24 protein-coding genes and 1 pseudogene are annotated in these 24,208 nt (G+C 72.9%); 17 read left to right on the forward strand and 8 right to left on the reverse strand.

Going from position 1 to position 24,208, the window contains the following annotated elements:
• Positions 1–13: 13 nt before the first annotated feature.
• Together ACIRVF_RS34990 and ACIRVF_RS34995 are read left to right on the forward strand one after the other, a co-directional pair.
• Positions 14–742, forward strand: a complete 729-nt coding sequence (locus ACIRVF_RS34990; RefSeq protein WP_402827211.1) for a hypothetical protein — start codon at positions 14–16, stop codon at positions 740–742.
• Between the two features lie 150 nt (positions 743–892).
• A complete protein-coding gene (locus ACIRVF_RS34995; protein ID WP_402827214.1) occupies positions 893–1,408 on the forward strand; it encodes a hypothetical protein in 516 nt (171 codons plus the stop codon).
• Between the two features lie 150 nt (positions 1,409–1,558).
• Here the strand turns inward: ACIRVF_RS34995 and ACIRVF_RS35000 are convergent, their stop codons facing one another.
• Both ACIRVF_RS35000 and ACIRVF_RS35005 read right to left on the reverse strand, forming a co-directional pair.
• Entirely contained in the window at positions 1,559–2,113 is a 555-nt protein-coding gene (locus ACIRVF_RS35000; protein ID WP_402827216.1) for a GNAT family N-acetyltransferase, read from the reverse strand.
• A 399-nt stretch (positions 2,114–2,512) separates the two neighbouring features.
• The gene (locus ACIRVF_RS35005) at positions 2,513–2,959 is read right to left on the reverse strand and encodes an ASCH domain-containing protein (RefSeq protein ID WP_402827219.1); all 447 of its coding nucleotides are present in this window, start codon (positions 2,957–2,959) and stop codon (positions 2,513–2,515) included.
• A gap of 402 nt (positions 2,960–3,361) precedes the next feature.
• On the opposite strand from ACIRVF_RS35005, the gene ACIRVF_RS35010 reads away from it, so the two are divergent.
• Both ACIRVF_RS35010 and ACIRVF_RS35015 read left to right on the forward strand, forming a co-directional pair.
• Positions 3,362–3,817 carry a hypothetical protein gene (locus tag ACIRVF_RS35010; protein ID WP_402827221.1) on the forward strand — a complete coding sequence of 152 codons (456 nt, stop codon included), beginning with the start codon at positions 3,362–3,364 and terminating at the stop codon, positions 3,815–3,817.
• Between the two features lie 480 nt (positions 3,818–4,297).
• Positions 4,298–4,693, forward strand: coding sequence for a VOC family protein (locus tag ACIRVF_RS35015; RefSeq protein ID WP_402827224.1), 396 nt, complete (start codon positions 4,298–4,300; stop codon positions 4,691–4,693).
• A 66-nt stretch (positions 4,694–4,759) separates the two neighbouring features.
• On the opposite strand, the gene ACIRVF_RS35020 is transcribed toward ACIRVF_RS35015, so the two are convergent.
• Positions 4,760–5,251, reverse strand: a complete 492-nt coding sequence (locus ACIRVF_RS35020; protein ID WP_402827317.1) for a histidine phosphatase family protein — start codon at positions 5,249–5,251, stop codon at positions 4,760–4,762.
• Here ACIRVF_RS35020 and ACIRVF_RS35025 point away from each other — a divergent pair.
• Complete coding sequence (locus ACIRVF_RS35025; protein WP_402827227.1) at positions 5,195–5,350, forward strand: hypothetical protein; 156 nt, start codon at positions 5,195–5,197, stop codon at positions 5,348–5,350. The genes ACIRVF_RS35020 and ACIRVF_RS35025 overlap by 57 nt on opposite strands.
• Positions 5,351–5,438: 88 nt before the next feature.
• Here ACIRVF_RS35025 and ACIRVF_RS35030 read toward each other — a convergent pair whose 3' ends face one another.
• Positions 5,439–6,437 (reverse strand): phosphotransferase family protein, encoded by a 999-nt coding sequence (locus tag ACIRVF_RS35030; protein ID WP_402827230.1) that lies wholly within the window; start codon positions 6,435–6,437, stop codon positions 5,439–5,441.
• 213 nt (positions 6,438–6,650) lie between these two features.
• On the opposite strand from ACIRVF_RS35030, the gene ACIRVF_RS35035 reads away from it, so the two are divergent.
• Positions 6,651–7,646, forward strand: a complete 996-nt coding sequence (locus tag ACIRVF_RS35035) for a zinc-dependent alcohol dehydrogenase family protein (protein ID WP_402827233.1) — start codon at positions 6,651–6,653, stop codon at positions 7,644–7,646.
• Positions 7,647–7,777: 131 nt separating this feature from the next.
• On the opposite strand, the gene ACIRVF_RS35040 is transcribed toward ACIRVF_RS35035, so the two are convergent.
• Entirely contained in the window at positions 7,778–8,125 is a 348-nt protein-coding gene (locus tag ACIRVF_RS35040) for an ArsR/SmtB family transcription factor (protein WP_402827236.1), read from the reverse strand.
• A 1,033-nt stretch (positions 8,126–9,158) separates the two neighbouring features.
• Here ACIRVF_RS35040 and ACIRVF_RS35045 point away from each other — a divergent pair.
• Positions 9,159–10,340 carry a macrolide family glycosyltransferase gene (locus ACIRVF_RS35045; RefSeq protein ID WP_402827239.1) on the forward strand — a complete coding sequence of 394 codons (1,182 nt, stop codon included), beginning with the start codon at positions 9,159–9,161 and terminating at the stop codon, positions 10,338–10,340.
• 143 nt (positions 10,341–10,483) lie between these two features.
• A pseudogene (locus tag ACIRVF_RS35050) lies at positions 10,484–11,716 on the forward strand (IS701 family transposase).
• Between the two features lie 378 nt (positions 11,717–12,094).
• Here ACIRVF_RS35050 and ACIRVF_RS35055 read toward each other — a convergent pair.
• Positions 12,095–12,688 (reverse strand): TetR/AcrR family transcriptional regulator, encoded by a 594-nt coding sequence (locus ACIRVF_RS35055; RefSeq protein ID WP_402827242.1) that lies wholly within the window; start codon positions 12,686–12,688, stop codon positions 12,095–12,097.
• Between the two features lie 136 nt (positions 12,689–12,824).
• Here ACIRVF_RS35055 and ACIRVF_RS35060 point away from each other — a divergent pair, with 136 nt between their 5' ends.
• From ACIRVF_RS35060 to ACIRVF_RS35085, 6 genes are all read left to right on the forward strand, one after another.
• Positions 12,825–14,003, forward strand: a complete 1,179-nt coding sequence (locus tag ACIRVF_RS35060; protein ID WP_402827245.1) for an FAD-dependent oxidoreductase — start codon at positions 12,825–12,827, stop codon at positions 14,001–14,003.
• 440 nt (positions 14,004–14,443) lie between these two features.
• Positions 14,444–14,923, forward strand: a complete 480-nt coding sequence (locus ACIRVF_RS35065) for a MarR family winged helix-turn-helix transcriptional regulator (RefSeq protein ID WP_402827248.1) — start codon at positions 14,444–14,446, stop codon at positions 14,921–14,923.
• Positions 14,923–15,858 carry an ATP-binding cassette domain-containing protein gene (locus ACIRVF_RS35070; RefSeq protein ID WP_402827251.1) on the forward strand — a complete coding sequence of 312 codons (936 nt, stop codon included), beginning with the start codon at positions 14,923–14,925 and terminating at the stop codon, positions 15,856–15,858. Before ACIRVF_RS35065 ends, ACIRVF_RS35070 begins: the two co-directional genes overlap by 1 nt.
• Positions 15,818–16,681: an ABC transporter permease gene (locus ACIRVF_RS35075; protein WP_402827254.1), complete on the forward strand. Its 864-nt coding sequence runs from the start codon at positions 15,818–15,820 to the stop codon at positions 16,679–16,681. The genes ACIRVF_RS35070 and ACIRVF_RS35075 overlap by 41 nt, the downstream gene beginning before the upstream one ends.
• Positions 16,682–16,803: 122 nt before the next feature.
• Positions 16,804–17,337, forward strand: a complete 534-nt coding sequence (locus tag ACIRVF_RS35080) for a pyridoxamine 5'-phosphate oxidase family protein (protein ID WP_402827257.1) — start codon at positions 16,804–16,806, stop codon at positions 17,335–17,337.
• Between the two features lie 194 nt (positions 17,338–17,531).
• On the forward strand, positions 17,532–18,488 hold the full coding sequence (locus ACIRVF_RS35085) for a helix-turn-helix transcriptional regulator (RefSeq protein WP_402827260.1): 957 nt from the start codon (positions 17,532–17,534) through the stop codon (positions 18,486–18,488).
• 141 nt (positions 18,489–18,629) lie between these two features.
• On the opposite strand, the gene ACIRVF_RS35090 is transcribed toward ACIRVF_RS35085, so the two are convergent.
• Entirely contained in the window at positions 18,630–20,120 is a 1,491-nt protein-coding gene (locus ACIRVF_RS35090; protein WP_402827263.1) for an FAD-binding protein, read from the reverse strand.
• A 177-nt stretch (positions 20,121–20,297) separates the two neighbouring features.
• The gene (locus ACIRVF_RS35095; protein ID WP_402827266.1) at positions 20,298–20,639 is read right to left on the reverse strand and encodes a hypothetical protein; all 342 of its coding nucleotides are present in this window, start codon (positions 20,637–20,639) and stop codon (positions 20,298–20,300) included.
• A gap of 604 nt (positions 20,640–21,243) precedes the next feature.
• Here ACIRVF_RS35095 and ACIRVF_RS35100 point away from each other — a divergent pair.
• The 3 genes from ACIRVF_RS35100 to pgm all read left to right on the forward strand — a co-directional run bounded on the left by ACIRVF_RS35100 (position 21,244) and on the right by pgm (position 24,161).
• The gene (locus ACIRVF_RS35100) at positions 21,244–21,969 is read left to right on the forward strand and encodes a GNAT family N-acetyltransferase (RefSeq protein ID WP_402827269.1); all 726 of its coding nucleotides are present in this window, start codon (positions 21,244–21,246) and stop codon (positions 21,967–21,969) included.
• 9 nt (positions 21,970–21,978) lie between these two features.
• Positions 21,979–22,278, forward strand: a complete 300-nt coding sequence (locus ACIRVF_RS35105) for a YciI family protein (RefSeq protein ID WP_402827272.1) — start codon at positions 21,979–21,981, stop codon at positions 22,276–22,278.
• Between the two features lie 242 nt (positions 22,279–22,520).
• The gene (pgm, locus tag ACIRVF_RS35110) at positions 22,521–24,161 is read left to right on the forward strand and encodes a phosphoglucomutase (alpha-D-glucose-1,6-bisphosphate-dependent) (RefSeq protein ID WP_402827275.1); all 1,641 of its coding nucleotides are present in this window, start codon (positions 22,521–22,523) and stop codon (positions 24,159–24,161) included.
• Positions 24,162–24,208 lie beyond the last annotated feature (47 nt).

Here is a 24,208-nt window from a genome sequence, read left to right on the forward strand (position 1 = left end):
CACCGTGAGACACATGAGCAACCAGACCTTTGAAGCCGAGGGCTACCGTCCGGGCGACGTGTTGAGAATCGAATGCCCGTTCACCGAGGTCACGGTCACTGGGGTCTTCCGGTCCCACGTCGCGGTGCGCTGGCCGTGGTGGGAGATCGACAGCGAGGCGAACGGGATCGAGTGGAACGGCGACGTCGCTCTTCCGACACCGGCGGACTACGACTGGAAGAGCGAGTACTTCCGGACGATTCCGGCGGAGGACACGCTGAAGGCCGGCGACAGGTGCTCGGTGGGGATCCCCGCGACCGTGGTGCACGTCCTGGCGGTGCACCACTTCGATCCACCCCTGGAGACGGGCTGGCTGCCACGGCCTGCGACCTACCTCGACGTCCTGCGGCAGGGCGAGTCCTACGACGCCAGGCTCGAAGAGCAGGGCTATCGGATCGACCCGGTCGGCGGCGTGCCGTTCCGGATCGAACTGCTCTTCCGTCCTTTCGCGTTCCTGGAAACCGGCGACGAGGTCGTCGACCGCGACGGGCGCGCGTGGAAGTTCGACGCTCCCTGGCGCTGGACCCCGTTCGATGGCGGCCGGCCGAGCACCCCGTCCTGGCCGCTGGCCCTGCTCTTCCGCAATGGTGAGCCGACACTCGAAGCCGTCGCGGCTGTCGCGGAGGCAACAGCCTCGGGCAGCCATGCCGACGAGGTGAACCGGTGGGTGGAACTCACCCGAGCGGTGCCCGTACCCGCGTGACCTGCCCCGGCTGTCGGCACCGCATGTGCCTGGTGTCGGTCACCGCCCGCAAGGGGACTCGTGACCACGAGGGTGGTGATCCACGCGGCTCTGACGGGAGTTCCGTGAAGCCACTTCGGCGAGTTGTCGCCATCGGGGTAGCGTGGCTGGGTGACAGAGCTCGCCTTCATCGAACGAAGCTTCGTGAACTTTCGGGACCACTCCTTCCCCGATGGCAGTGGTCACGGCTTCCGCTGGGTTGACCTGAAGTCCTTCCGGTTCCCGCGAGACTGCCGGGACCCGGAATTGCTCACCGCTGTTGTCACGCATGAGGAATTCCGTGACGACTACGCCGGAGGTGGCGTCGGCCCTGATGGTCTCCGCCACGGTCCCTACTGGCTCGGTGCGGTCAGCCTCGATGGGTACCAGCCGGTCAGCCGCGACAAGGCCGCGCTGGTGTTGAAGGAGTGGGCGAACCAGTACGGCAGCCTTCCGGGCTCGCTGGAGGACGCACTCGATGCAACGCTCCGAATGACTGTGAGCTCGGCCAGCCGTCTCTACTGTCTCCGAGACCTGGGCAGTGGTGCCTTCCACGACTGGGGCGGCGTGCACGGCGATTTCCACGAGTTCGTTGCCATCGACGACAATCGGCAGGTTCTGACGCTCCTCGTTGCAGCTGATGACTGATCGCGCGATGTTCACGGTCGGGCGAGGGATCCGGCTGCGGAGGAGCCGGAAGGATGCCCGGCCGCACCGCCAACCTTCCTCCCGCAAGCGGCCGTTCGGCCGGCGATCGCCAGTAGGAGGAGTGCCTCCGCCTCGGCCTCCGGTTGAGGCTCAGCCGCCGTTCCCCGCTCTGTTCCCCGCTCCGCTCCCCGGCCTGCCCGGTTCGTCGGCGGTGGGTGGCCAGGTGATCTCGTAGTAGGCCAGGTGCGTGTCGCGTCCGGCGGGGCGCATGCCGGCGGCGGTCATGACGCGTTGGGAGGCGGTGTTGTCCAGGTCGGTGTCGCCGACCACGCGTGCCGCCCCGTGCACGCGGGCCAGTTCGAGCAGGGCGCGCAGGGCTTCTGTGGCGTAGCCGTGGCCCCGGGCGCCGGGTATCAGCCCGTAGCCGACGGTGGCGGTGCCGTCGGGGCCGGGGGCGGCGTGGAAGCCGGCACCGCCGATGGCCCGGCCGTCCGCGCGTAGGCGGATCTCATAGGCGCCGAAGGGCTGCGGATCGCCGTGGTGCGCGCACACCTGTAGGTAGCGGCGGGCCCCGGCGAGGTCCCCGTCGGCGGGGTAGCCCGGCGCCCACTGCCCTTCGGGGCCGGGCGGGCCGGCGAGGATGCGCCGGGCCTGGCGCGGGGTCAGGGGACGGAGGATGAGGCGTTCGGTGACCAAGTCGTCCATGCCCGGCTTGATATCACCCGCCGCCCGCGCCGCGCACCCGCTTTTCCCGCCGCTCCGCCCACCGGATCTGGCGTGTGGCGAGGCGGTGCGCCTGGCGTCGTTGCTGTGGAGGATCTGCCGTCGGGGGTGGCGGTGAGTGGGAAGTCGGCGGGTCCGACTTCCTGTGCAACGGGGCAGGCCTACGGTCCAGCCAGCAGGCCCCTTGAGCCCCGACGCCCTGTCCCGGAAGTCGAACCAACCCCCTGACGACGCTGCCCCACCGGACACACCATGCAGATACGGGGCGCCGCTGCGCCGGTTCGGTGTGTGCCTGGCCGTGGGGTGGGGGAGCAGGGAGCCGGCCGGGGCGACTTCCTGTGCGGGGAGCCCGATGTTCCGATGCCAGGGTGGGCGCGCGTGTCAGGAGCTCTGGGATTGAGCCGGGTTCGGGATCGGGGAGGGGGTCACGCGGAAGCGCTGGGCGACGACGAGGGTGTCGCTGTTGATGGCCGGGGTGTGGCCGAGGAAGGCGCTGATCCCCTGGCCGCGGAAGAACTCTTCGTGGGCGGTGCGCCATTGTGCGGCGTCGGCGTAACCGCGTCCCTCGGCGCGCGCGAAGTCGTCGTCGATGTCCTTCATGGGGACGACGCGCACCTGGAGGAGTTCGATCGTGACGGCTGTGTTGCCGGCGGAGTCGAGTACGGCGAACACCTGGCCGGCCCTCGGTAGCGCCTCGCCGGCGTGCTCGTAGATCTCCAGCAGGCCGGTGAGCGCGGTCTTGTCGCCGCTCAGGATCGCCGCCACGCCCCGGTCGCGTTCCGGTCCGGGAAAGGCGAGTTCGAGTGTCGGAAGGTCGTCGTGCCCCATCCCGCGAGGGTAAGGAGTCCGGCCCGCGCCGATCAACTCCCGCCACCTGTCCCGCACGAGAAAGGGGGGTGTGCTCCCGGGGTGCTGCTACGGCTCAGGGACCCGCGTGTCGAGCTGAACGGGGCGTGGGTTGTCGGGGGAGGGGTGTTTGGTACCTGGGACCGCGGCGGAGACGGTGACGGCGCTGGGCGCGCTTGGATGCGCGAGCACCTGGCCGGGCACCGCTACGGCGGCCCTGGGCTGCGCCGCCTCAGTGGGTGTGGCGTCCGTGATGTGGCCGTCCGTCGTCGCGGGTGAAGAACGGGTGCCGATCGCTGCGGGCGGCAGTCGGATTTCGAGGGTCGGAACCGTGGACAGTGCTTTCGCCGTCTCGGAGCCTGCGGCGACGAGAGCGGGGGATTGATGTCTTCGGACCATGCCGGTGAGGCGAAGACCGGGCTGGTGAAGGGCATCGGGCTCGGTTGCCTGCCCGTCGTCGTGGGGCTGGCCGCCGGACTGGCCGCCCTGTACACGGTCCACATCCAGATCCCGGACACCCTGTGCCCCCCGCCCGGACCCGGAGAGTACGATCCCGGACCCGATCCGGACTTCATCACCCCGCTGTTCACCGGCATCTTCTACCTGGTGGCCTACAGCGGCGTGTTCGTGGGCGGCTTCTGGCTGCCGCGGTTCTTCATCCGGCAGCGCTGCTGGGCCCCGATCGTTGCCGGAATCCTGCTCGCCTCGGTCCTCCTCCTGGGAGTCTCCACCGCAGACCTGCTGTTCAGTGTCGCCCCAGCGCACGGGCTGCGGTTCCACGTCGCGCTGACGGACGGCATCCGGTTCTCGGGGCCTTGCCCGCCCAGCCCTCACTGGTAGGGCTCGGCTCACCTTCAGTTGAGGCGAGCCCCTGACCGCCCCTTTGGCTGACGGACCAGTTGAGCACATCCAGGTGTTCGCGGCTGAGCACTTTCATCGGTCCGCCGACCGGGGGCGGCGAGTTGGGGGCGGTGAGTGGGGAGCGCTGCTGGTGCTTGGTTCGGGCTGGGGGAGCGGCGTTTGCCGCGGCGTGGTGGGGCGTGTTCGGGGCCCGGGAGTCGGGTGGTCCCATGTCGCCGGCCGGCGGACCGCCTTGCCCGGGTCGGCTGCCGTAGCCGTAGCGCCCACACCCGGCGGGCAGGTCCGGGAGCCCGTACCCCGGGGCCTCTGGGCCCGGCTCCCGGCTCCCAGCTCGCGGCTCCCGGCTCCTGGGTCTTGGGTCTTGGGCTTTGGGTCCTGGGTCTTGGGGCCTGGGGCGGAGGCCGGGGCGGGTCCTGGGCCCGATGCCCGGGTGATCGACTCGGCCGTACGTTGATGCGTATGGAGATACCCGAGCGCTACAAGTACGCGGTCATTCCGCATGTGATGGTGGACGGTGCGGCCGAGGCGATCGCCTTCTACGTGGCCGCGTTCGGAGCCCAAGAGCTCATGCGGCTGGATGGAGAGGACGGGCGGATCGTGCACGCCGAGATCAGTGTCCACGGCTCCACCCTCATGCTCGGTGACGCCGGCGCGCCGTTCGCTGCGCCGGGTGCCGGCGGCCCCTGTGTCGCCCTGCACGTCTACGTCCCGGACGTGGACGCCCTGACCGGGCGGGCCGTGACCGCCGGCGCCGAACTCCTCGCACCGCCGGCCGACATGTTCTACGGCGCCCGGCAGTCGACGCTGCGCGATCCCTTCGGCCACGTCTGGATCCTGCTGACGCCCCTCACCTGAACCCGCGCCGAGTCCGGGCGTGGACCGGGGCCAGGCCGATGCCGGTTCACGCGGGCGGATGCCGGTTCAGGCGGGCGGTGGCCAGGGCCAGGGCCAGGGCCAGGACCAGGACCAGGACCAGGCCAGGGCCAGGACACGGGCAGCGTGTAGTGCCGGCCCGGGCGCCACGGCGGAGGTCGGCGCAGCAGGTCTTCCAGGCGGGCGCCGGTGAGCAGGCAGTCCAGGGCCCAGCGGTTGGCGCAGTGGGCGATCAGCAGGACGCGTCGGCCGTCGAAGTCGGTGGCGAGGTCGGCCAGGAACGCGCCGGTGGCATCGAGGACCTGGCGGTGGCTCTGGCCGCCGGGGTAGAGCCGGTCGGCGCAGTGCGGGCGCCAGGCGGCGACGACGTGGGCGGGGGCACCGTTGAGGGTGCCGTAGCCGCACTCGCTCGCGCAGCTGTGCGTCCTGGTGCAGGGGCACATGCCCGGCGGGCAAGGCGATGCGGGCGGTGGTCACCGCGCGGTGCAGGTCGGAGATGAACACCGCCGCCAGCGCCTCGCCGCGGCGGCGCGCGCCCAGCTCGGCGGCCTGGCGCCGGCCCAGCGGGCCGAGCGCCCGGGCAGGTGGCCGGTGGCGATGCCCGCCTCGTTGTCGGTGGTCGTGGCGTGTGTCTCGTAGACGATCTCCACCGCCGTCCGCGCACCCCCAGGGGACGTGACGGGCCGTACGAAGCGGACCAGGGGATGCTGACCCGCCGCGGCGCCGGCTACGCGTAGCGCTCGAACAGCGCCTGCAGGTAGTCCTCCAGACGCCCGGCCAGCACCGGCGTGCTCAGGTCGGTGCGACCCAGCTCGCGCCAGGGCACGGCGACCTTTTCGGCGTCGGGAGCGAACGCCAGGGCGTCCAGCAGCCGCCAGTAGAGGTGGTCCTCGCCGGTGGCCAGGACACCTCCGGCCTGTTCGTAGGCTTGCGCGAAGGCCATGCCCGCGGGCACGCCGTGCAGCAGGGCGAGCGCCGTCGAGCAGTGGGCGACGTCCAGGTCGGCCGGGCCCCAGGAGGTCTCCACCCAGTCGACGACGCCGCTGACCGCCAACTGCCCGCCGTCGCCGGTGAACAGCACATTGCCCGGGTGGAAGTCGCGGTGCAGGAAGCAGGGCCGGTGCGCGGGCGCCTGACGGCCGATCACCTGAACCGCCCGTTCCCACAGCAGCGGACGCGCGGTGGCGGCGGGCACCTGCACGTGCTCGGGCGAGGTCCACGCCTGCCAGGCACGCGGACGCTCGTGCTCCGGCACCGTTACTGCGTGTACGGCCGCCAGCTGCCGGGCCAGCAGCACGGTGCGGCGAGCCACTTCGCCGTCCTCGCGCACTCGCACGCTGCCGGGCAGGTGGGTCATCACCAGCGACGGGTCCTCGCAGTGCTCGCCCGCGGCGTCCACCGCCCGCAGCCGGGGCGCCGGGATGCTCCCGGCCTCCAGCAGGCGCAGCACACCGGCCTCCCGGGCCAGCATGCCCGGGGCGTGGCGGCGGTAGAACGGCTTGACGAACGAACGCAGCACCAGCGCGTAGCCGGCGCCGCCGTCACTGTTGCCGTTGTTGCCGTCGTCGCCGCGGTCGTGGTCTTCGGGGGCGATGTCCAGGCGGCGCATCCGCGAGGTCCACCCGCCCTTGAGCTCGTGCACCCCCACGATCCGCTCACCGGGCGCGAGTGCGCCCTGGACCCACCGGCGCGTACCGGCCCACCCCCGGCCGTTGTCATCGATCACGGACAACCACCCTACGCCCCACCCCCGGCCCTGTCTCCGCCCTACCCCGCCGTCCCTGCGAGGAGCAGTGACAGAGCCTCAACCTCCGTCCGGCACAAGCCGGGAGCTCGTTATTCGACATCCATAGAAATTTGACAGCGGGCCCCGCCCCGGGCTTGGGTGGAACAGCCGGGCCGCACACCGGTCCACCGCCGACGAAGGGGAGAGTCCGCCATGCCCAGGAAAGTCGTCTTCACCGCCACCGGCGCGCCCGAGGTCCTCACCGTCCGCGAGGCCTCGCTGCCCCAGCCCGGTCCGGGCGAACTGCGCATCAGGGTCCAGGCGCTCGGTCTCAACCGCGCCGAGGCCCTCTTCCGCGCCGGTACCTACCTGGAACAGCCGCGCCTGCCCGCCACCCCCGGCTTCGAGGCCGCGGGCACCGTCGACGCCGTCGGCGAGGGCGTCACCGGCTTCCGCATCGGCGATGCCGTCGACTCCGTCCCCGCCTTCGACCAGAACGACTACGGCGTTTACGCCACCCACGCCGTCGTGCCCGCCCGCGCCGCCGTCCACCGCCCCGCCCACCTCAGCGCCGTCCAGGGCGCCGCCACCTGGATGCCCTATCTGACCGCCTACGGCGCCCTCGCCGAGGACGGCCACCTGCGCCCCGGCGACCACGTGCTGCTCACCGCCGCCGCCTCCAGCGTGGGCCTGGCCGCGATCCGCACCGCCCGGCGCATCGGCGCCGTGCCCATCGCCACCACCCGCACCCGCGCCAAGGCGGCCCGGCTCCTGGACGCCGGCGCCGCCCATGTGATCGTCACCGGGGAGGAGGACCTGCCCGCCCGCGTCCAGGAGATCACCGGCGGCGAAGGCGTGCGCACCGTATTCGACGCCGTCGCCGGCCCCGGCGTCGACACGCTCGCCCGTACCCTCGCCCCCGGCGGGCACCTGATCGTCTACGGACGCCTGGACATGCGCGACACCCCCATGCCGGGCCAGGACACCTTCGCCCCCGTCAGCAGCCGCTTCTACACCGTCCACGAGGTCAGCCGCGACGCCCAACGACTGCGCCGCGCCCACGCGTTCATCACCGCGGGGCTGGCCGACGGCACGTTCGACCCCGCCGTCGACCGCGTCTTCGAGGGGCTGGACAGCATCGTCGAGGCCCACCGTTACCTGGAGGCCGGTGCGCAGGTCGGCAAGATCGTCGTGACCGTCACCGACTGACCGGCTCGCCGACCGACCCTCGGTCGCCTGGCCCCGGCCGCTCGGCCCTCGGCCGCCTGGCCCCGGCCGACCGGTTGGTCATCGGCCGCCTGGCCCCGGCCGACCGGTTGGTCATCGGCTGCCGGGTACGGTCAGGGGGCGTCCCGGGCCTCGGCGTCGGCGGCGGCCACCACCGCCGTCAGCAGGCCCGGGAAACGCCGTTCCAGCTCCTCGGCGCGCAGCGTGTTCATCTTCGTGGTGCCCACGTAGTACTGGCGCAGCACGCCGGCCGCGCGCAGCACCGAGAAGTGGTGACTGGAGGTGGAGCGCCCGACCGGCAGGTCGAAGGAGCCGCAGCTCAGGTCGGCGCCCGCGTGCGCCAGGGTGCGCACCACCGAGCGCCTCGCCGGATCGGCCAAGGCCTCCAGCACCTGCTGGACGTTCACGTCCTCCACACCAGGGTGCACGATCACCCGCGCCGTCACGCGTGCCCGTCCCACACCCACCACCCCTTTCCCGAGCCCGGCCCCCGTCCCGCAGCAATCCTTGTCAACGGCCGCGCACCCCGCGCGACTTCACGCCCGACGCTACTACGGGAAGCCCCCCGGCCACGCGCGCCGCAACACCTCCGCAACGCGAATTACGCGCCACCCGTCCACCCCCACGCCCGTACCCGGGTGCCGCCGCCTTCACGATGCCCGTGCTCAGCCGCCTGTCGGTCGCCGGTGCTGTCGCTGCCGCTACAACCGTTACCGCGCCGTTCGCCGTCGGTGTCGGCGGCCGCAGCGAGGCCAGCGGTGCCAGGTACGGCTTTCACCTCTTGCCGGCTGGGCCGATTCCCGTCTCCCAGGGGCTGGGGCGCGTCGGCGGTAGTGGGTGCTCTTCGGGGACGGTGGCCGGCGTACCGCCGCGGCCGTCCGGCACACCGTGCGGCGTTCCTCGCCGAGCGGCGGGGCCGCCGGGCTCGCCGTCTCCGGCGCGCGGTGCGCGGTTCCTCCGGGTGTTTGCGCGCACCCTGCGCCCGTTCGCCGGCCCGGTCGGGCGAGGACGAGCCGTTCAGGGTCGGCGGCGCCGGCATCTGCGGCCTGGGCCAGCCGGCACGATGCTCGGCAGGTGCTTCGGCGGAGGCCAACTCATCCTCCTCAGCCTCTACTCGCCCGGCACCTGTCACGTCTCCCGCTCCTCGCTCACCCTCGTCCCTGTCGTTGATCCCGCGAACTGGCGGCCTGGTTCACCAGTTACGCCACCCGGACCGCCGACGGCCCGCTCCCGTGCGCCTGAGCCTCCCCGGCCACGAGGCCCGGGCGCGTACGGCCGCCGCTCACCGTGCCGCTCTCACCGCCGCCTTCCCCCGGGGGCCTGGCCCACCCGGTCACCGCCCACCGTGCCGGCCACAGGCGGCCAGCGAAGGCGTACTCCCGTGTGACTTCGTGATCTATCCGGTCGAGAGGTTAAGGAGGGTCGCCGGCGGTGGCTGCGGTGAGTCTCGAATTTCGATGGCGCTGCGGTGTTGGTGCTGCCAGGGTGTCCTCCGTGCTGAAGAAGTTACTCTTTATGACCCTAGCTGGGCATGGGCACATCAACCCGATGTTGCCCCTGGTCGAGGAACTCGTACGGCGCGGGCACCAGGTGGACTACGCCACCGGCGCAGGCCACGCCGCCGCGGTCACCGGTGCCGGCGCACGCTGGGTGGAACTACCGCCGCTGGAGCCGTTCACACCACCGTCGAAGATCGGCCCGGAGGCCGTGGCCGGCTGGTTGCGCCATTACTTCGCGGCAATGAGTGCGACCTACCCGGTGTTGCAGAAGTACTGTGCCGCGGAGCCGGTAGACGCAATCTGTTACGACACGACGAACTGGCCGGCCCGGATCATCGCCAGGAGGCTGGGCATCCCCGCCGTCCAGTGCTTCCCCCACCTCGCCTCGAACGAGGCGTACTCGCTGGACCGGCAGTTGACCGCAGGGCTCGGCGCCGACGATCCGGCGATGGCCTTGCTCGCCGCCGACTGTGCGGCCTTCTCCGCCGAGTACGGCGTTTCGCTCGGTGTCCCCGACACCATGACGACGGCGGACGGGCTCAACCTCGTGTTCGTCCCGCGAGAGTTCCAGCCGGCTGCTGACAGTTTCGACGAACGTTTTCACTTCATCGGCCCCTCGATGGGCAGACGCGAGCAGGCCGAGCAGTGGTCACCGCCCGACCCCGACGCACCACTGCTGTATGTCTCACTGGGCACCGTCTTCAACGGTCACCCGGAGTTCTACCGCGCCTGCGTAGCCGCCGTCGCAGACGGACCGTGGCAGTTGGCGATGACCGTAGGCGACACGGACGCCGCCGCACTGGGCGCCCTCCCCAGCCGGGTGGACGTCCGGCCGCGGTTCCCGCAACTGGCGGTACTCCGCCATGCCACCGCCTTCGTGTCGCATGCCGGAATGAACTCCGTTATGGAGGCGCTGCATTACGGGGTTGGCCTCGTCGCCGTTCCGCAGACACCCGAGCAGGCTGCCAACGCCGGGCGCCTGGCGGAGCTCGGTCTCGGCGAACGCCTGGACGCCGACACGGTGAGCGCCGAAGCACTGCGGGCGGCGATCAGCAGGGTCGCCTCAGACCCGGCAGTACGCGTCAACCTCGCGGGAATGCGCCGAGCCATCCTGCGAAGTGGTGGAGTCACACGCGGCGCCGACGTGATCGAGCAGTACCTCCGTCAGCCAGTGTGACTCTGCTCCCTCGCGTCGCCGTGACTGAGAGTGGGAGCGGCCACCGCGTGATCATCAAGGGTTTTGCGGACTCCTGAAGATCATGCGGTGGCCGCAGGTCACAGCGTAGATGCCGCCGCCGGGGAGCGATGTTCGACCAGGTCATGGCCAAGATCGCGGGCCGGTTCAAGCGGGTGGAGCCGCGTGCCACGGCCCATGCCTTCGTGCTCGGGCCGCCGCCCGGCGTCGAGCGGAAGAACTGCTGGCGGCTTGCCGGGCAAGCCGGTCACGCCCGTTCCGGGCCGATGCAACGCCTTCTGCGAAGCGCCCGCTGGGACGCGGACGTGTTCCGCGACGACATCCGCGCCAACGTCTTCGAGCACCTTGGCACCGTCGATGGCGTCCTGACCGTCGACGAGGCGGGCTTCCTGAAGAAGGGCGCCGCCTCGGCGGGCGTGCAGCAGCAGTACACCGGCACCGCCGCCCGGATCGAGAACAGCCAGGTCGGTGTGTTCCTCGCCTACACCTTTCACAGGGGAAGGGCACTGATCGACCATCGGTTCCACGTGCCCGAGCACTCCTGGTTCCACGACGTCGAACGCCGCGCCCGGGCCGGGGCCCTGACCGGGTGGAGTTCGCGACGAAGCCCGCCCTCCCGGGCAGATGACCACTCAGGCTCTGGACGCCGGGATCGGTGCCTGCTGGGTGGCCGGGGACGAGGCCTACGGCCAGGACACGGGTCTTCGCGCTCTGCTGGAGTCCCGGCGGATCGGTTACGTCCTGGCCGTCGCCTGCAGCACCCGGGTGGGGATCAACAACGGGCGAACCGCCGTCCGCGCGGATGCCGTGGTCAACCGCCTGCCGCCCTCGGCCTGGCACCAGCAGAGTGCCGGAGCAGGGGCGAAGGGCCCCCGCTACTACGACTGGGCCTGGATCGCGATCGGTGTCGACGGGCGTCGGCACCTGCTGGTCCGCCGCGTCCGAGCAGCGGGGAACTCGCCTTCTACCTGTGCTGGTCGCCACAGCGAGTGCCGTGGTCCGAGCTGGTGCGGGTGGCCGGGACCAGGTGGTGCGTCGAGGAGTGCTTCCAGGCGGCGAAGGGCCGGGTCGGGCTGGACCAGTACCAGGTCCGCCACTGGATCGCCTGGCACCGGCACATCACCCTGGCCATGTTCGCGCTGGCCTTTCTGGCCGCTCTGGCCGCCGACGCCGTACCGACGAGACCCGCCCAGCCGAATCGCCCAGCCCGCAGCACCGATCCGACCGACCTGACCGTTCCGGAGATCCGCCACCTACTCGGGGCCCTGCTGGCCCCGCCGAACTCATCCCCGAGCAGGCCGCTGCACTGGTCAGATTGGCGCAGACGTCACCAGGCCATCGCCCGCCGCTGCCACTAACGGCGACGGCTCCTCACACACTCCTCGGCATAGACCACGAAGTCGCACCGGAGTACTGGACGAGTAGTTCCGAAGTCAACTGGCTTTGCCGGTCCTGGACATGCAGGAAGGGTGTCCGGCATTCGGGTTGTGACGACCGAGGAGCCGGACACCCTCCTGGCCGCACTCCACGGGCAGATCGATGATCACCTGCCCGAACACGATGGTTGAGCCGCCCACCCCGGCTGACGGACTCCGAGCTGATCTGCCTGGCCGTGGCCAGGTCCTGCTGGGCTTCCACTCCGAGGCCCGCTGGATCCGCTTCGCTCGCGCCCACCCGCGCGGCATGTCTAAGGCGCCGGCCCGGTTCCACGAGGGCCGGTGCGCTGGGTGGCCCGGTCAGGTGCCCGGGTGGGAGGCCGTCCAGCCGTGTTCGAGGAGGGCGAAGGCCTCGTCGGCGGCGCGGGCCGGGTCGGGGTGACGCTGGATGAGGCTGCGGGCCTCCAGGGCGAAGCGGGCCAGGGCGGCGCAGCGGACGTCGTCACGGGATGCGCCGACGTCCTCGGCGATGGCGCCGGCCAGGGCCGCTTCGTGGCGGGTCCACATGCGGTGGGCGTAGTCGCGCAGGGCGGGAGTGTCCTGCACCATGCGCAGGAAGGCGGGGAAGCGGGGGTCCGCGGCATGGACGGCGAAGCGGGTCTGCCCGAGCAGGAGGTGTTCGCGCAGGGCTTGGGGGATGGAGCGGCCTGCGGGGCGTTCGCGCACGGCGGCGACCAGGGCCGCCTCCAGGTCGTCGTCCTGGTCGAAGACCAGGGCCTCCTTGCTGGGGAAGTGCTTGAACAGGGTGGTGACCGAGACGTCGGCGGCATCGGCGACGTCCTTGACGCCGACCTGGTCGTAGCCGCGTTCGAGGAAGAGTTCGAGTGCTGCGTCGGCCAGGGCCTGGCGGGTCTGGGCCTTCTTGCGCTCGCGGCGCCCGGTCGTTTCGGTCACCCGCCCACTCTATCGCGCGGTGAACTCGCTGCGAAAGTGTAGTCATTGCACTTATTGAGCGACTGTGCTTTCTTGGTGACGGGGCCGGACCTCCCGGTGGCCCGCACCCAACTCCCGAGGGGAACTCCCACCTGCCATGACCCCTGCCCGCGACCCCCGCATCGCCATCGTCGGCGCCGGCCTCGGCGGCCTCACCTGCGCCCGGATCCTGCAGAGGCACGGCCGCCGCACCACCGTCCTGGAACGCGAGGCGGGCGCCGACTCCCGCCCCCAGGGCGGCAGCCTGGACCTGCACGCCGACACCGGCCAGGCCGCCCTGCGCGCGGCGGGACTCCTGGAGCGCTTCCACGCCCTCGCCCGCCCCGAAGGCGATGAGTGGCGCGTGCTCGACCCTGCCAGCGCCTGCCCCCTGGCCCAGCCGGGACCACCGGCCGGTTCCGGTGCCGCCGCCGATCCCGGTGTCGACGCCCGTCCCGCCGTCGGGCCCGGGGCCGGTTCCGGTGCCGCCGCCCGGCCGGAGATCGACCGCGGTCAGCTGCGCGGCCTGCTCCTGGACTCGCTCACCGCCGGCACCGTGCGCTGGGACCGCGCCGTCAGCGCCGCCACCCCACTGCCGGACGGCACCTGCCGGCTGCACTTCGCGGACGGCACCACCGAGGACTTCGACCTGGTCATCGGCGCCGACGGCGCCTGGTCACGCGTACGCCCGGCCCTGTCCACGGCCGTACCCGCCTACACCGGCGTCACCTTCCTCGAAACCGGCTTCGATCGCTGCGACACCCGCCACCCCGGCCTCGCCCGCCTCGTAGGCCACGGCTCGATGCTCGCCAAGGGCACCGGCCGCACCCTGGTCGCCCAGCGCAACAGCGGCAACCACATCCGCGCCTACATCGCGCTGCGAGTCCCCCAGAACTGGCACGCGGCCGCCGGCATCGACCCCGGCGACCAACTGGCCCTGCGCGCGCACCTGCTGGAGCTGTTCGACGGGTGGGACGAGCGCCTGCGCTACCTCCTGCGCGGCGGTGACCACGACTTCACCAGCCGGCCCCTGTTCGTCCTGCCCGCCGCGCACACCTGGCGACACGTCCCCGGCCTGACCCTGCTCGGCGACGCCGCCCACCTGATGCCCCCGGTCGGGCTAGGCGCCAACCTCGCCATGCTCGCCGCCGCCGACCTCGCCCACGCCCTGGTCACCGAGCCCGACCTCGACACCGCCGTCCGCGCCTACGAACACCTCATGCTCCCGCGCTCCATCCGCGCCGCAACGCACAGTGCCCATGCCCTCGACCACCTCGTCCCCGCCGCGGCCCCCTGAGCCCCGCCCCTGGGCCGAACCCGGTGTCGACCGGAACCTGTCAAAGCGATCAAGGCAGGTGGTCGCGTCTGGCAGCCCTCGACTTTGCCAGCAGCCGCGGGCCCGACTTCCTGTGCGTGGGTCGGGAGCCGGGCGGGCGGCCAAGGGGCTGGGTCCTGGGACCGACGGGGCCACGAGCAGCAGGGACGGGCGCACGGGCCGCCGTTGCGGCGAAGGTCCGGACAAGGGGCGGGGTGTCGCGCCGACTCCGGTGGACGGGGCCGGCCCGTCGGTGAGGCCACGGCCCGCTGGCCGCACGAACGAGGCGGCGCGGCGGACCGGGAAGCCCGCGCCGGCCGCCCCGCCCGAGCCCCGCCCGAGCCGCGCCGGTGGGGCCCGGGCGCAGTCCCGACCGGCCGCCCCCTCGACAGATATCTCTCACTGAGAGCTAAAATCGGGGTATGACGACACGGGCCCCCAAAAAGCCCGACGCCGCGGTCGCGGACGAGTTCACCGCGCTGCTCGTCGGCATCCAGCGGATGCTGCGCCGCCGCCTGCGCCGCCGCTCCGGACAGCCCAGACTGCGTGGTGCGCAGGTGGAACTGCTGCGCCTGGTGACGGACAGCCCCGGCCTGAGGGTCTCCGAGGCGGCCGAGGAGCTGTGTCTGGCCGGGAACTCGGTGTCCACGCTGGTCAACCAGCTCGCCGCGCAGGACCTGCTGCGCCGTGAGGTGGACCCCGGCGACCGGCGGGCGGCGCTGCTCTACGCGACACCGGCGGCCGAGGAGCGGATCGAGGCGTGGCGCCGGCGCCGCCGGGCGCTGATGGCGGATCTGGTCGCGGACCTGCCCGCATCCGAGCGGGACGCCCTGGCTGCCGCCCTGCCCGCGCTGCACCGTCTCGCCGAGGGCCTGCGCAGTCTGCCGGACGAGGAGGAGTGATGGGCCAGGAGGAAGCGGTGGTGTGCCGGGGCCTGGAGTACGCCTTCGCCCACGGCCGCGGCAAGGTGACCAGGGCTGTGGACGGCATCGACCTGACCGTGCGCACCGGAGAGGTGTTCGGCCTGCTGGGTCCCAACGGCGCGGGCAAGACCACCACCATCCGCGCCATCACGACCCTGCTGCCGGTCGGCGCCGGCATGGTGCGCGTCTTCGGCCACGACGCCACCCGCCGCCCCATGGAGGTCCGGCGCCTGCTGGGCTACGTCCCCCAGCAGCTGTCCGCCGAGGCCGGACTCACCGGGCGAGAGAACGTCGCCCTGTTCGCCCGGGTCTTCGACGTCCCGCGCGCCGAACGTGCCCGGCGCGTCGCCCAGGCCCTGGCCGCCGTCGACCTCACGGACGCCGCCGACCGGATGGCCGCCACCTACTCCGGCGGCATGGTGCGTCGCCTCGAACTGGCCCAGGCCCTGGTCAGTGCCCCGCGCCTGCTGGTCCTGGACGAACCCACCATCGGCCTGGACCCCATCGCCCGCACCGGCGTGTGGGAGCGCGTGGACGCCGTGCGCAGGGCCACCGGCATGACCGTCCTGGTCACCACCCACTACATGGACGAGGCCGACCGCCACTGCGACCGCATCGCCCTGATGGACCGCGGCCGCATCCGCGCCCTGGGAACCCCCGCCGAACTCAAGGAGCAGGTCCGTCGGACCTACCGGGCCCACTCCCAGGACCAGGCAGGCCAGGAGGACCAGGCCGCCCAGGAACGCCAGGAAGGCCAGGAAGGGCAGAACGGCCAGGACGGACGGCCCGGTGGGGGCGGCCCCACCCTGGACGACGTGTTCCGCCACTTCGCCGGCCGCGACCTGGCCGACGCCACGGAAGGAGACTTCGGCGATGTCCGCCGCACCCGCCGCACGGCCAACCGCGTCGGCTGAACCCCCCGGCCACGGCCCCGAGCTGGACCTGCTGCTGGTGCCCCCGCGGGCCCGCACCGGCTGGCGTCTGGTACCCGCGCGCATCGCCGCGATGTGCGCGGTGGAACTGCAGAAACTGCGCCACGACCGCACCGAGCTCTACACCCGGGCCGTCCAGCCCGCCCTGTGGCTGCTGATCTTCGGCGAGACCTTCACCCGGCTCAAGGCCATCCCCACCGACGGCATCCCCTACCTCGACTACCTCGCGCCGGGCATCATCGCCCAGTCCGCGATGTTCATCGCGATCTTCTACGGCATCATGATCATCTGGGAGCGGGACTCCGGGGTCCTCACCAAACTGCTGGTCACCCCCACCCCCCGCGCCGCCCTGGTCACCGGCAAGGCCTTCGCCGCCGGCGTCAAGGCCGTCCTGCAGGCGGTCGTCGTGGTCCTGATCGCCGCCGTCCTCGGCGTCGCGATGACCTGGAACCCGCTGCGTCTGTTGGGGGTGGTGGCGGTGGTGCTGCTCGGCTCGGCGTTCTTCTCCTGCCTGTCGATGGCCATCGCCGGGATCGTGCTGACCCGCGACCGCCTGATGGGCATCGGCCAGGCGATCACCATGCCGCTGTTCTTCGGCTCCAACGCCCTCTACCCCCTGGACCTGATGCCGGGCTGGCTGCAGGCGGTCAGCAGGGTCAACCCGCTCAGTTACCAGGTCGACGCGCTGCGCGGTCTGTTGATCGGCACGCCCTCCCACCTGCCGCTGGACTTCGGCGTCCTGGCGGCCGCCACCCTGGCCGGAATCGCCGCCGCCTCCGCCCTGCTGGGCCGCCTGGCCCGCTGAGACACCCCGGTACACCGGAAACACGACAGGAGATGTCGGGTTGGGGGCGGACAGTGGGGTCACCGGCCGGCGCCGCCACGGTGTCGGCCGGGACGACCGACAAGGCAAGGACCCGAGCCCCCATGCGCGAGACACCCGACGAGCTCCACCGCCTCCAGGACCTCCTGGACGCCTCGCTCTCCCGTTCCACCGCCCACCTGCGCTCCATCATCACCAGCGAACGCACCCTCACCGCCGAGCAGCTCACCCGCGCGCTCACCGGCATGTGCACCCTCGCCCTCTCCACCGTCACCGCCAAGGGCGAGCCGCGCGTCAGCGGCGTGGACGGCCACTTCCTGCACGGCAAGTGGCACTTCGGCACCGCCCGTTCCTGTGCCAAGGCCCGCCACCTCGCCGCCCGGCCCGCCGTCAGCGCCGCCCACCTGCGCGGGGAGGACCTGGGCGTGTTCACCCACGGCACGGTGGAGACCCTCAACCCCCACGGCGGCCCGGCGGCCGCCGACTGGCCCGAACTCCTCGCCCACTTCCGCGACTTCTACGGCCACGACGCCTTCGACTGGGACAACGACGTCGTCTACTACCGGCTCCATCCGCACTGGATGGCCGCCTTCGCTTCCGACCCCGCTCACCTCGGGACAACGGCGGACCCGGCGTGACGGACGCCGTCCCCGGTGGCCGGACCTGACGGATTCGGCCGGCGCGCTGCCGAACCGGGACCGTCTCCCGGCGCCGCCCGGCACCAGCAGCGCGCCGCCCCCGGCGGTCCACGGGGCACCGACGCGCGGCGCGGCCGCGGCAGCGGCGACAATGGCGTGAGGGCCGTGGCGGACAGCGAGCGAGGAGGGGCGGGGTGCGGGCGAGCCGGACCATCGCGTTGCTGCTGATCCTGCAGGCCCGGCACACCATGACCGCCGCGCAGCTCGCGGCCGAACTGGAGGTCTCCGAGCGCACCGTGCAGCGCGACATCGCCGCGCTGCTCGAAGCCGGAGTGCCGGTGTACGCCGAACGCGGGCGCGGCGGCGGCTACCGGCTCGTCGACGGCTACCGCACCCGCCTGACCGGCCTCGAACGCGCCGAAGCCGAAGTCCTGCACCTGGCCGCGCTCCCCGGCCCGCTGCGCGACATGGGTCTGGCCGCACACGCCCTCGCCGCCCGGCTGAAGGTCGCCGCCGCCCTCGGCGACGCCCCCGCGAGCGCCGCCCGGCGCTTCCACCTCGACGCACCGGCCTGGTTCCACGACCCCGAGACGCCGCCGCTGCTCGCCGAGGTCTCCCGCGCCGTGTGGCAGGACCGCGTCCTCCACGCCCGCTACCCGACCCGCGGCGCCGCCCGCCTGCGCCGCCTGGAACCGTACGGCCTGGTCCTGAAGGCCGGCCGGTGGTACGTCGCGGCCCGCGGCCCCTCGGGGCGCATCGCCTCCTACCGCGTCGACCGCTTCGAGAGCGCCGAGGCCGGTGACGAACGCTTCGACCGCGACCCCGACTTCGACCTCGCCGACTACTGGACCACCGCTGCCCGGGAGTTCACCCGCGCCATGCTGCGCGAACGCGCCCTCGTACGCCTGAGCCCGCTGGCCGTGCGCGACCTGCCCGTCCTGCTGGAGCCGGTCGCCGCCACCGACGCCCTCGCCACCGCAGGCCCCGCGGACACCGACGGCTGGGTCACCGTGACCCTGCCACTCGAAACCTGGGACATCGGCTACGTCGAACTCCTGCGCCTCGGCCCGGAAGCCGAAGTCCTCCACCCACCCGAACTCCGTGCCCGCCTCGCCGAAGCGGCCCGCCGCACCGCCGCGCTCTACAGCTGACGGGCCGGTGCCGCGCCGGGCAGTGGCCCCGCGGGCCGTCGTCCACCCCCGCCGCGGCCGCCACCGCTGCCCCCGCCGCTGCCGCTGCCGCCAACCGGGTCCGCCCCCGTACCGGGGCGGACCCGGTACGGGGTGTGCGGGTCAGGCGCCGTGGATGCCCTGGCCGGGGGTGAGGATGCCTGCCGGGTCGAAGCGCCGCTTGGCGTCCCGCACCCGCTGCCACAGCTCCCCGTAGTGGCGCTGCCAGTCCGCGGCGGTCATTCCCGGTACCGCCCCGATCAGGTACCGCTTGCCGCCCAGTTCCACCGCCCGCTCGTACAGGCGACGGTTGCGTTCCAGCATCGCGGCGATGTCCGCGCCCGGCGCGGGGAAGGCCAGCAGGTCGAAGTGCCAGCCCACCCGTTCCCGGGGCAGCACCGCCAGCGGGGTGCGCACCCGCTCGCGCGCGTACGGGTAGAAGAGCAGCAGCCCCGCACCCAGGTCGGCGGCCGTCAGGGACGCGGCGGCCTCCCGCATGAACAGCCCCGCCGTGGAGGCCGGCAGGAACAGGCTCAGCCAGGGCTTGGGCAGCCCCCAGAACCCCGCCGCCCGCAGGTAGCCCGCGAACGCGTCCACCCGGAACGCGTACTCGCGCCAGCCCTGCTCCACCACCGACGTGCCCTCCGCCACCGGGTTCAGCCCGGCCAGCAGCGCCTGGCGGTCCACCGGGCGCCCGGTGTCCCCGTAGGCCACCAGCTCCGCCGTGTACCGCCACCGCTGCCCGTCCGCGCTGCGCACCACGTTGCCGACCTGCAGGTCGAAGCGGCCGTCGGCCAGCACCTTCCGCTGGTCGGCGAGGTAGGCGTCCAGGTCGTCGTAGGCCAGGGTGAACACCGTGGAGCGCTCGCGCGCCGGCACCAGCGCCAGCGTCGCCCGTACGATGATCCCCACCTGCCCGCCGCCGGCCAGCACCGCCTCGAACAGTTCCCGGTTGCGCTCGCGCGAGGCCGTCACCAGCTCGCCGGTTCCGGTCACCACCTCCAGCTCGCGCACCGTGTCCGTCTGCAGGCCGTGGTGCTGCACCGCCCCGCCGATCCCGCCCACGCTCAGCGTCCCGCCCACCGACAGGTGCAGGTAGTCCGTCAGCACCGGCGGCATCCAGCCCTGAGTCAGTGCGGCGTCGGTCAGCTGCGCCCAGGTCGCGCCGGCCTCCACCACGGCCTCGCCGGGGCGCACCGACACCACCCGGGACAGGCCGCGGGCGTCGACGGCGATGCCGCCACGCGCGTTGGCCTGGCCGTAGCTGGAGTGCGACTCCAGCCCCGCCTGCCCGATCACGGCCGCGTCCCCGCTCTGCCCGTTGACGGCCACCGGGATGCGGTGGCGCCGGGCGAAGTCGACGACCCGCTGCACGTCGCGTACCGAGGCGGGCCGCAGCACCGCCCGCGGTGCCGCGCTGACCAGGTGGCCGAAGTCGGTGGAGAACCGCTCCAGGCCCTCGCCGCGCAGCGTCACCGTCCCGTCCAGCGCGGGCAGTTGGGCGACGTCGGCCTGCGGAGCGGTGGCCCAGGCGCGGGTGGCGGTGTTCCAGCCGACCACGGCGGCGCCGGCACCGGCGATCAGGGCGCGGCGGGATGGTCCTGACCTGCTCATATCAGCTTTTCTCCGATCAGTCGTCAAATAGGGATTGTTGTACCGCAACCATCCCGCCACCGCCTACCGCCTACCGCCTACCGCCTACTGGCTGCCGCCTGCGGCCCACCGGCTGCCGGACCGCGCCCGTCGCGCCGACCGCCCGTCCCCGCTGCTGCGCTCGCGTGCGGAGACGCGTTACTGGACTGCCTGTCCGAGTCGGCGTTCGATCTCGCGCAGTTGCGCGATCGAGTGGTCCCACATCCGGCGCTGGTAGGCGGGGGCGTCGGCGGGGATGCGGGCGCTGACGGTCCGCGCCTCCTCCAGCAGCGCCTGCCGTGCCTTGGGCAGACGGGCCACCCGGGGGCTGGTCTCGCTCAGTTCCCGCAGGACGTAGGCCAGTTTGTAGGCGTGGGTGTGGGGTCTGGCGGCGAACAGGGTCCGGTAGACCCACAGCCCCTCCTCGCCGGTCAGGATCCGCTCGTTGTGGCTCATCAGCCGTACCTGTGCCTTCAGCACCAGGTCGGTGTGCACGTTCATCTGCTGCTTCCCCCTTGGTCGTTGCTCCTGTGCGCCCACCCCCCCCGGGTCGCCGCGCCGGGGCGCGGCGCAGCGCACGCCGGGCGCCCGGGATGCGGGCGGCGGCGCGTGGGCCGTGGGAAGGGGAGTGGGGTGTTGCACGAGTGTGCGGCGCGGGCACGCGGCGCGGCAAGGTTGAAGAAGGGTGGGCTGCGTCCTACCGGAACCGTTGCCTGGCCTGGCAGGATTGGGGTCGGCACCCTCCCGGCGGCCGGCAGTCGGCAGTCGGCAGTCGGCAGTCGGCAGTCGGCAACCGGGCGCCCGCAACGCGCGCCACGCCCCCGCTGCGCGGCGGCCCCCTCCCCTTGCTGCGTGGAGCCGCGGCTTCCTGGGCGGTGTCGTACGGTGTCGCGGTCCGGAAGTGGCCCAGTGGGGCCGTAGGGAATTGGCCCCTTCGTTCGGTCAATTCCGCACTACGGTGGGCACCATGACAACGGGATCCACCGCAACCGACCGCCCAGCCCCCACCACCGCCGCAGCGGCCCCCACGGACCCCACGGCCCGGACCCCCGCCGCCACTGCTCCTGCTCCTGTTCCCTCGGCGGGTGCCCTGGCTGAGGCGCCGATGCGTCAGGCCCGGAACTCCGCCGCGTTCTGGAGCGCGGTCGGCCGAAGCCGCGGGCACCGGGTGATCCGGCGCCGAGGCTTCGTCGCCGTCGACGGCGACGAGCGCGCCGGCCTGCGGGTCCTGATCCAGGAGCCCGACCTGAATCCGGACGACCTCGCCGAGGTGGGCGACCTGGTGCGCCGGGCCGCGGGCCCCGTCAACGCCGAGGACCCGTACAGCACCACCGACCTGAGCCACCTGGGCATGCGCGACTGGCAGATGCCCGTGATGCTGCGCCCGCCCGCGCCCGTCGGCGAACCTGCGCTGGAGGCGGTGCGGGTGCGGCGGCCCGAGGATCTCTGGGAGGCCGAGCGGATCGTCATCGCGGGCTTCGAGCTGGACGCCTTCGAGCCCCACCGCCCCGGCGAGCTGTTCCCCGCGGCACTGATCGAGCAGCCCGGCGTGGACGTGTTCCTCGCCCGGCACGACGGTGTGGCCGCGGGAGCCTGCGTCAGGCTCGTGCAGGACGGCTTCGCCAGCCACTACTGGGTCGGCACCTGCCCGCTGCTGCGCTCACGCGGCGCCGGCCGGGCCGTCATGCTCGGCTCCCTCGCCGGTCTGGCCGGCCTGCCCGCCACCCTCACCGCCTCCAAGCTGGGCCGGCCGCTGTACGAGTCGCTGGGTTACACCGTCGCGGCACCGGCGACCTGGTGGGCCTCGCCCCGTCCCGTGCCGGGGAACTAGCCTGACGCCATGTTCATTCTGGAGCTGACCTACACCGCCCCGCTGGAGCGGATCGACGAAGCGCTGCCGCAGCACGTGCAGTGGCTCAACGGCCACTACGAGGCGGGCACGTTCCTGGCCTCGGGGCGCAAGGTGCCGCGCGACGGCGGCGTGATCCTGGCCGTGGGGCAGGACCGGGCCCACATCGAGGAGCTGGTGGCCACCGACCCGTTCGTGCGGCTGGGGTTGACCGAGTACCGGGTGACGGAGTTCCTGGCCACCGTCACCGCCCCGGCGCTGGAGGCCCACCGCCAGCAGCTGCCCGCCTGAGCCGAACGGCAGCCGTCCGCCGGTCCGTCCGCCCGTCCGCCCGTCCGGCCGTCCGCCTGAGCCGGACGGCCGTCGCCCGTCCGGGCGGGAGGGGCGTCGTCGGCCCGTGCGGGGTGCGCCCCGTGTGCCCCGAACCGCTGGTGCGGTTCGGGGCACGGTCGTGTTCTGGCTACGATCGGTGAGCGCGCGGCGAGGACGTGACGCGTGTTTCGGGATTTCGGGATTTCGGCGGGAGTGGACGGATGGCACACGCACGGGCCGGGCAGCCGGCGCAGCCCGGGGATCTGGTGGACGTGGCACGGCTGGTGACGGCGTACTACGCGCTGCGCCCCGATCCGCAGGAGGTGGCGCAGCGGGTGGCGTTCGGGACCTCGGGGCACCGGGGTTCCTCGCTGGACGCGGCGTTCAACGAGGACCACATCGCGGCGACCACGCAGGCGATCTGCGAGTACCGGGCCGGGCAGGGGGTGGCGGGCCCGCTGTTCCTGGGCGCGGACACCCACGCCCTGTCCGAGCCGGCGAAGGCGACCGCGCTGGAGGTGCTGGCCGCCAACGGCGTGGAGGTGCTGATCGACGCCGCCGACGGCTACACGCCCACGCCGGCGGTATCCCACGCGATCCTGTCCCACAACCGGCGCAGCCCGCGGGCGCTGGCCGACGGCATCGTGGTGACGCCCTCGCACAACCCGCCGCGTGACGGCGGCTTCAAGTACAACCCGCCCAGCGGCGGCCCGGCCGGTTCCGAGGCCACCGGCTGGATCCAGGACCGCGCCAACGAGCTGATCCGCGAGGGCCTGCGCGGGGTCAGGAAGGTCCCGTACGCGCGGGCGCTGGCCGCGGCCACCACCGGGCGCCACGACTTCCTGGGCGCCTACGTGGAGGACCTGCCCTCGGTGGTGGACCTGGACGCGGTCCGGGCGGCGGGGCTGCGCATCGGCGCGGACCCGCTCGGCGGGGCGTCGGTGGCCTACTGGGGGCGCATCGCCGAGACCCACCGCCTGGACCTGACGGTCGTCAACCCGGTCACCGACCCGACCTGGCGGTTCATGACGCTGGACTGGGACGGCAAGATCCGCATGGACTGCTCCTCCCCGGCCGCGATGGCCTCCCTCATCGGCCGCAAGGACGAGTACGCCATCGCCACCGGCAACGACGCGGACGCCGACCGGCACGGCATCGTCACCCCCGACGGCGGCCTGATGAACCCCAACCACTACCTGGCGGTGGCCGTCGACTACCTCTACCGCCACCGCGCCGAGTGGCCCGGCGACGCGGCGGTGGGCAAGACCCTGGTCTCCTCCTCGATGCTGGACCGCGTCGCCGCCGACCTGCGCCGCACCCTGGTGGAGGTCCCGGTGGGCTTCAAGTGGTTCGTCGAGGGCCTGCTGGAGGGCTCGATCGCCTTCGGCGGGGAGGAGAGCGCCGGCGCCTCCTTCCTGCGCCGTGACGGCGGGGTGTGGAGCACCGACAAGGACGGCATCCTGCTGGCCCTGCTCGCCTCGGAGATCACCGCCGTCACCGGTACCACGCCCAGCGCCTACTACCGGGAGCTGACCGAACGTCACGGTGCCCCCGCCTACGCCCGGGTGGACGCCCCCGCCGACCGCGAGCAGAAGGCCCGCCTGGCCCGGCTGTCGCCCGAGCAGGTCACGGCCGGGGAGCTGGCGGGGGAGAAGATCACCGCGGTGCTCTCCCACGCGCCCGGCAACGGGGCGGCCATCGGCGGCCTGAAGGTGTGCACCGACAACGCCTGGTTCGCCGCCCGGCCCTCGGGCACCGAGGACGTGTACAAGATCTACGCCGAATCGTTCCTGGGCGACGACCACCTGGCGCGGGTGCAGCAGGAGGCCCGCGCCCTGGTCGGCGAGGTCCTCACGGCCTGACACCCATCCGCCCGGTGCCCCGCCCACCTGTCGGAACGGGCGGGCGG

Origin of the sequence: Kitasatospora sp. NPDC101157 (genome assembly GCF_044768255.1) — a bacterium.
GTDB lineage: Bacteria > Actinomycetota > Actinomycetes > Streptomycetales > Streptomycetaceae > Kitasatospora.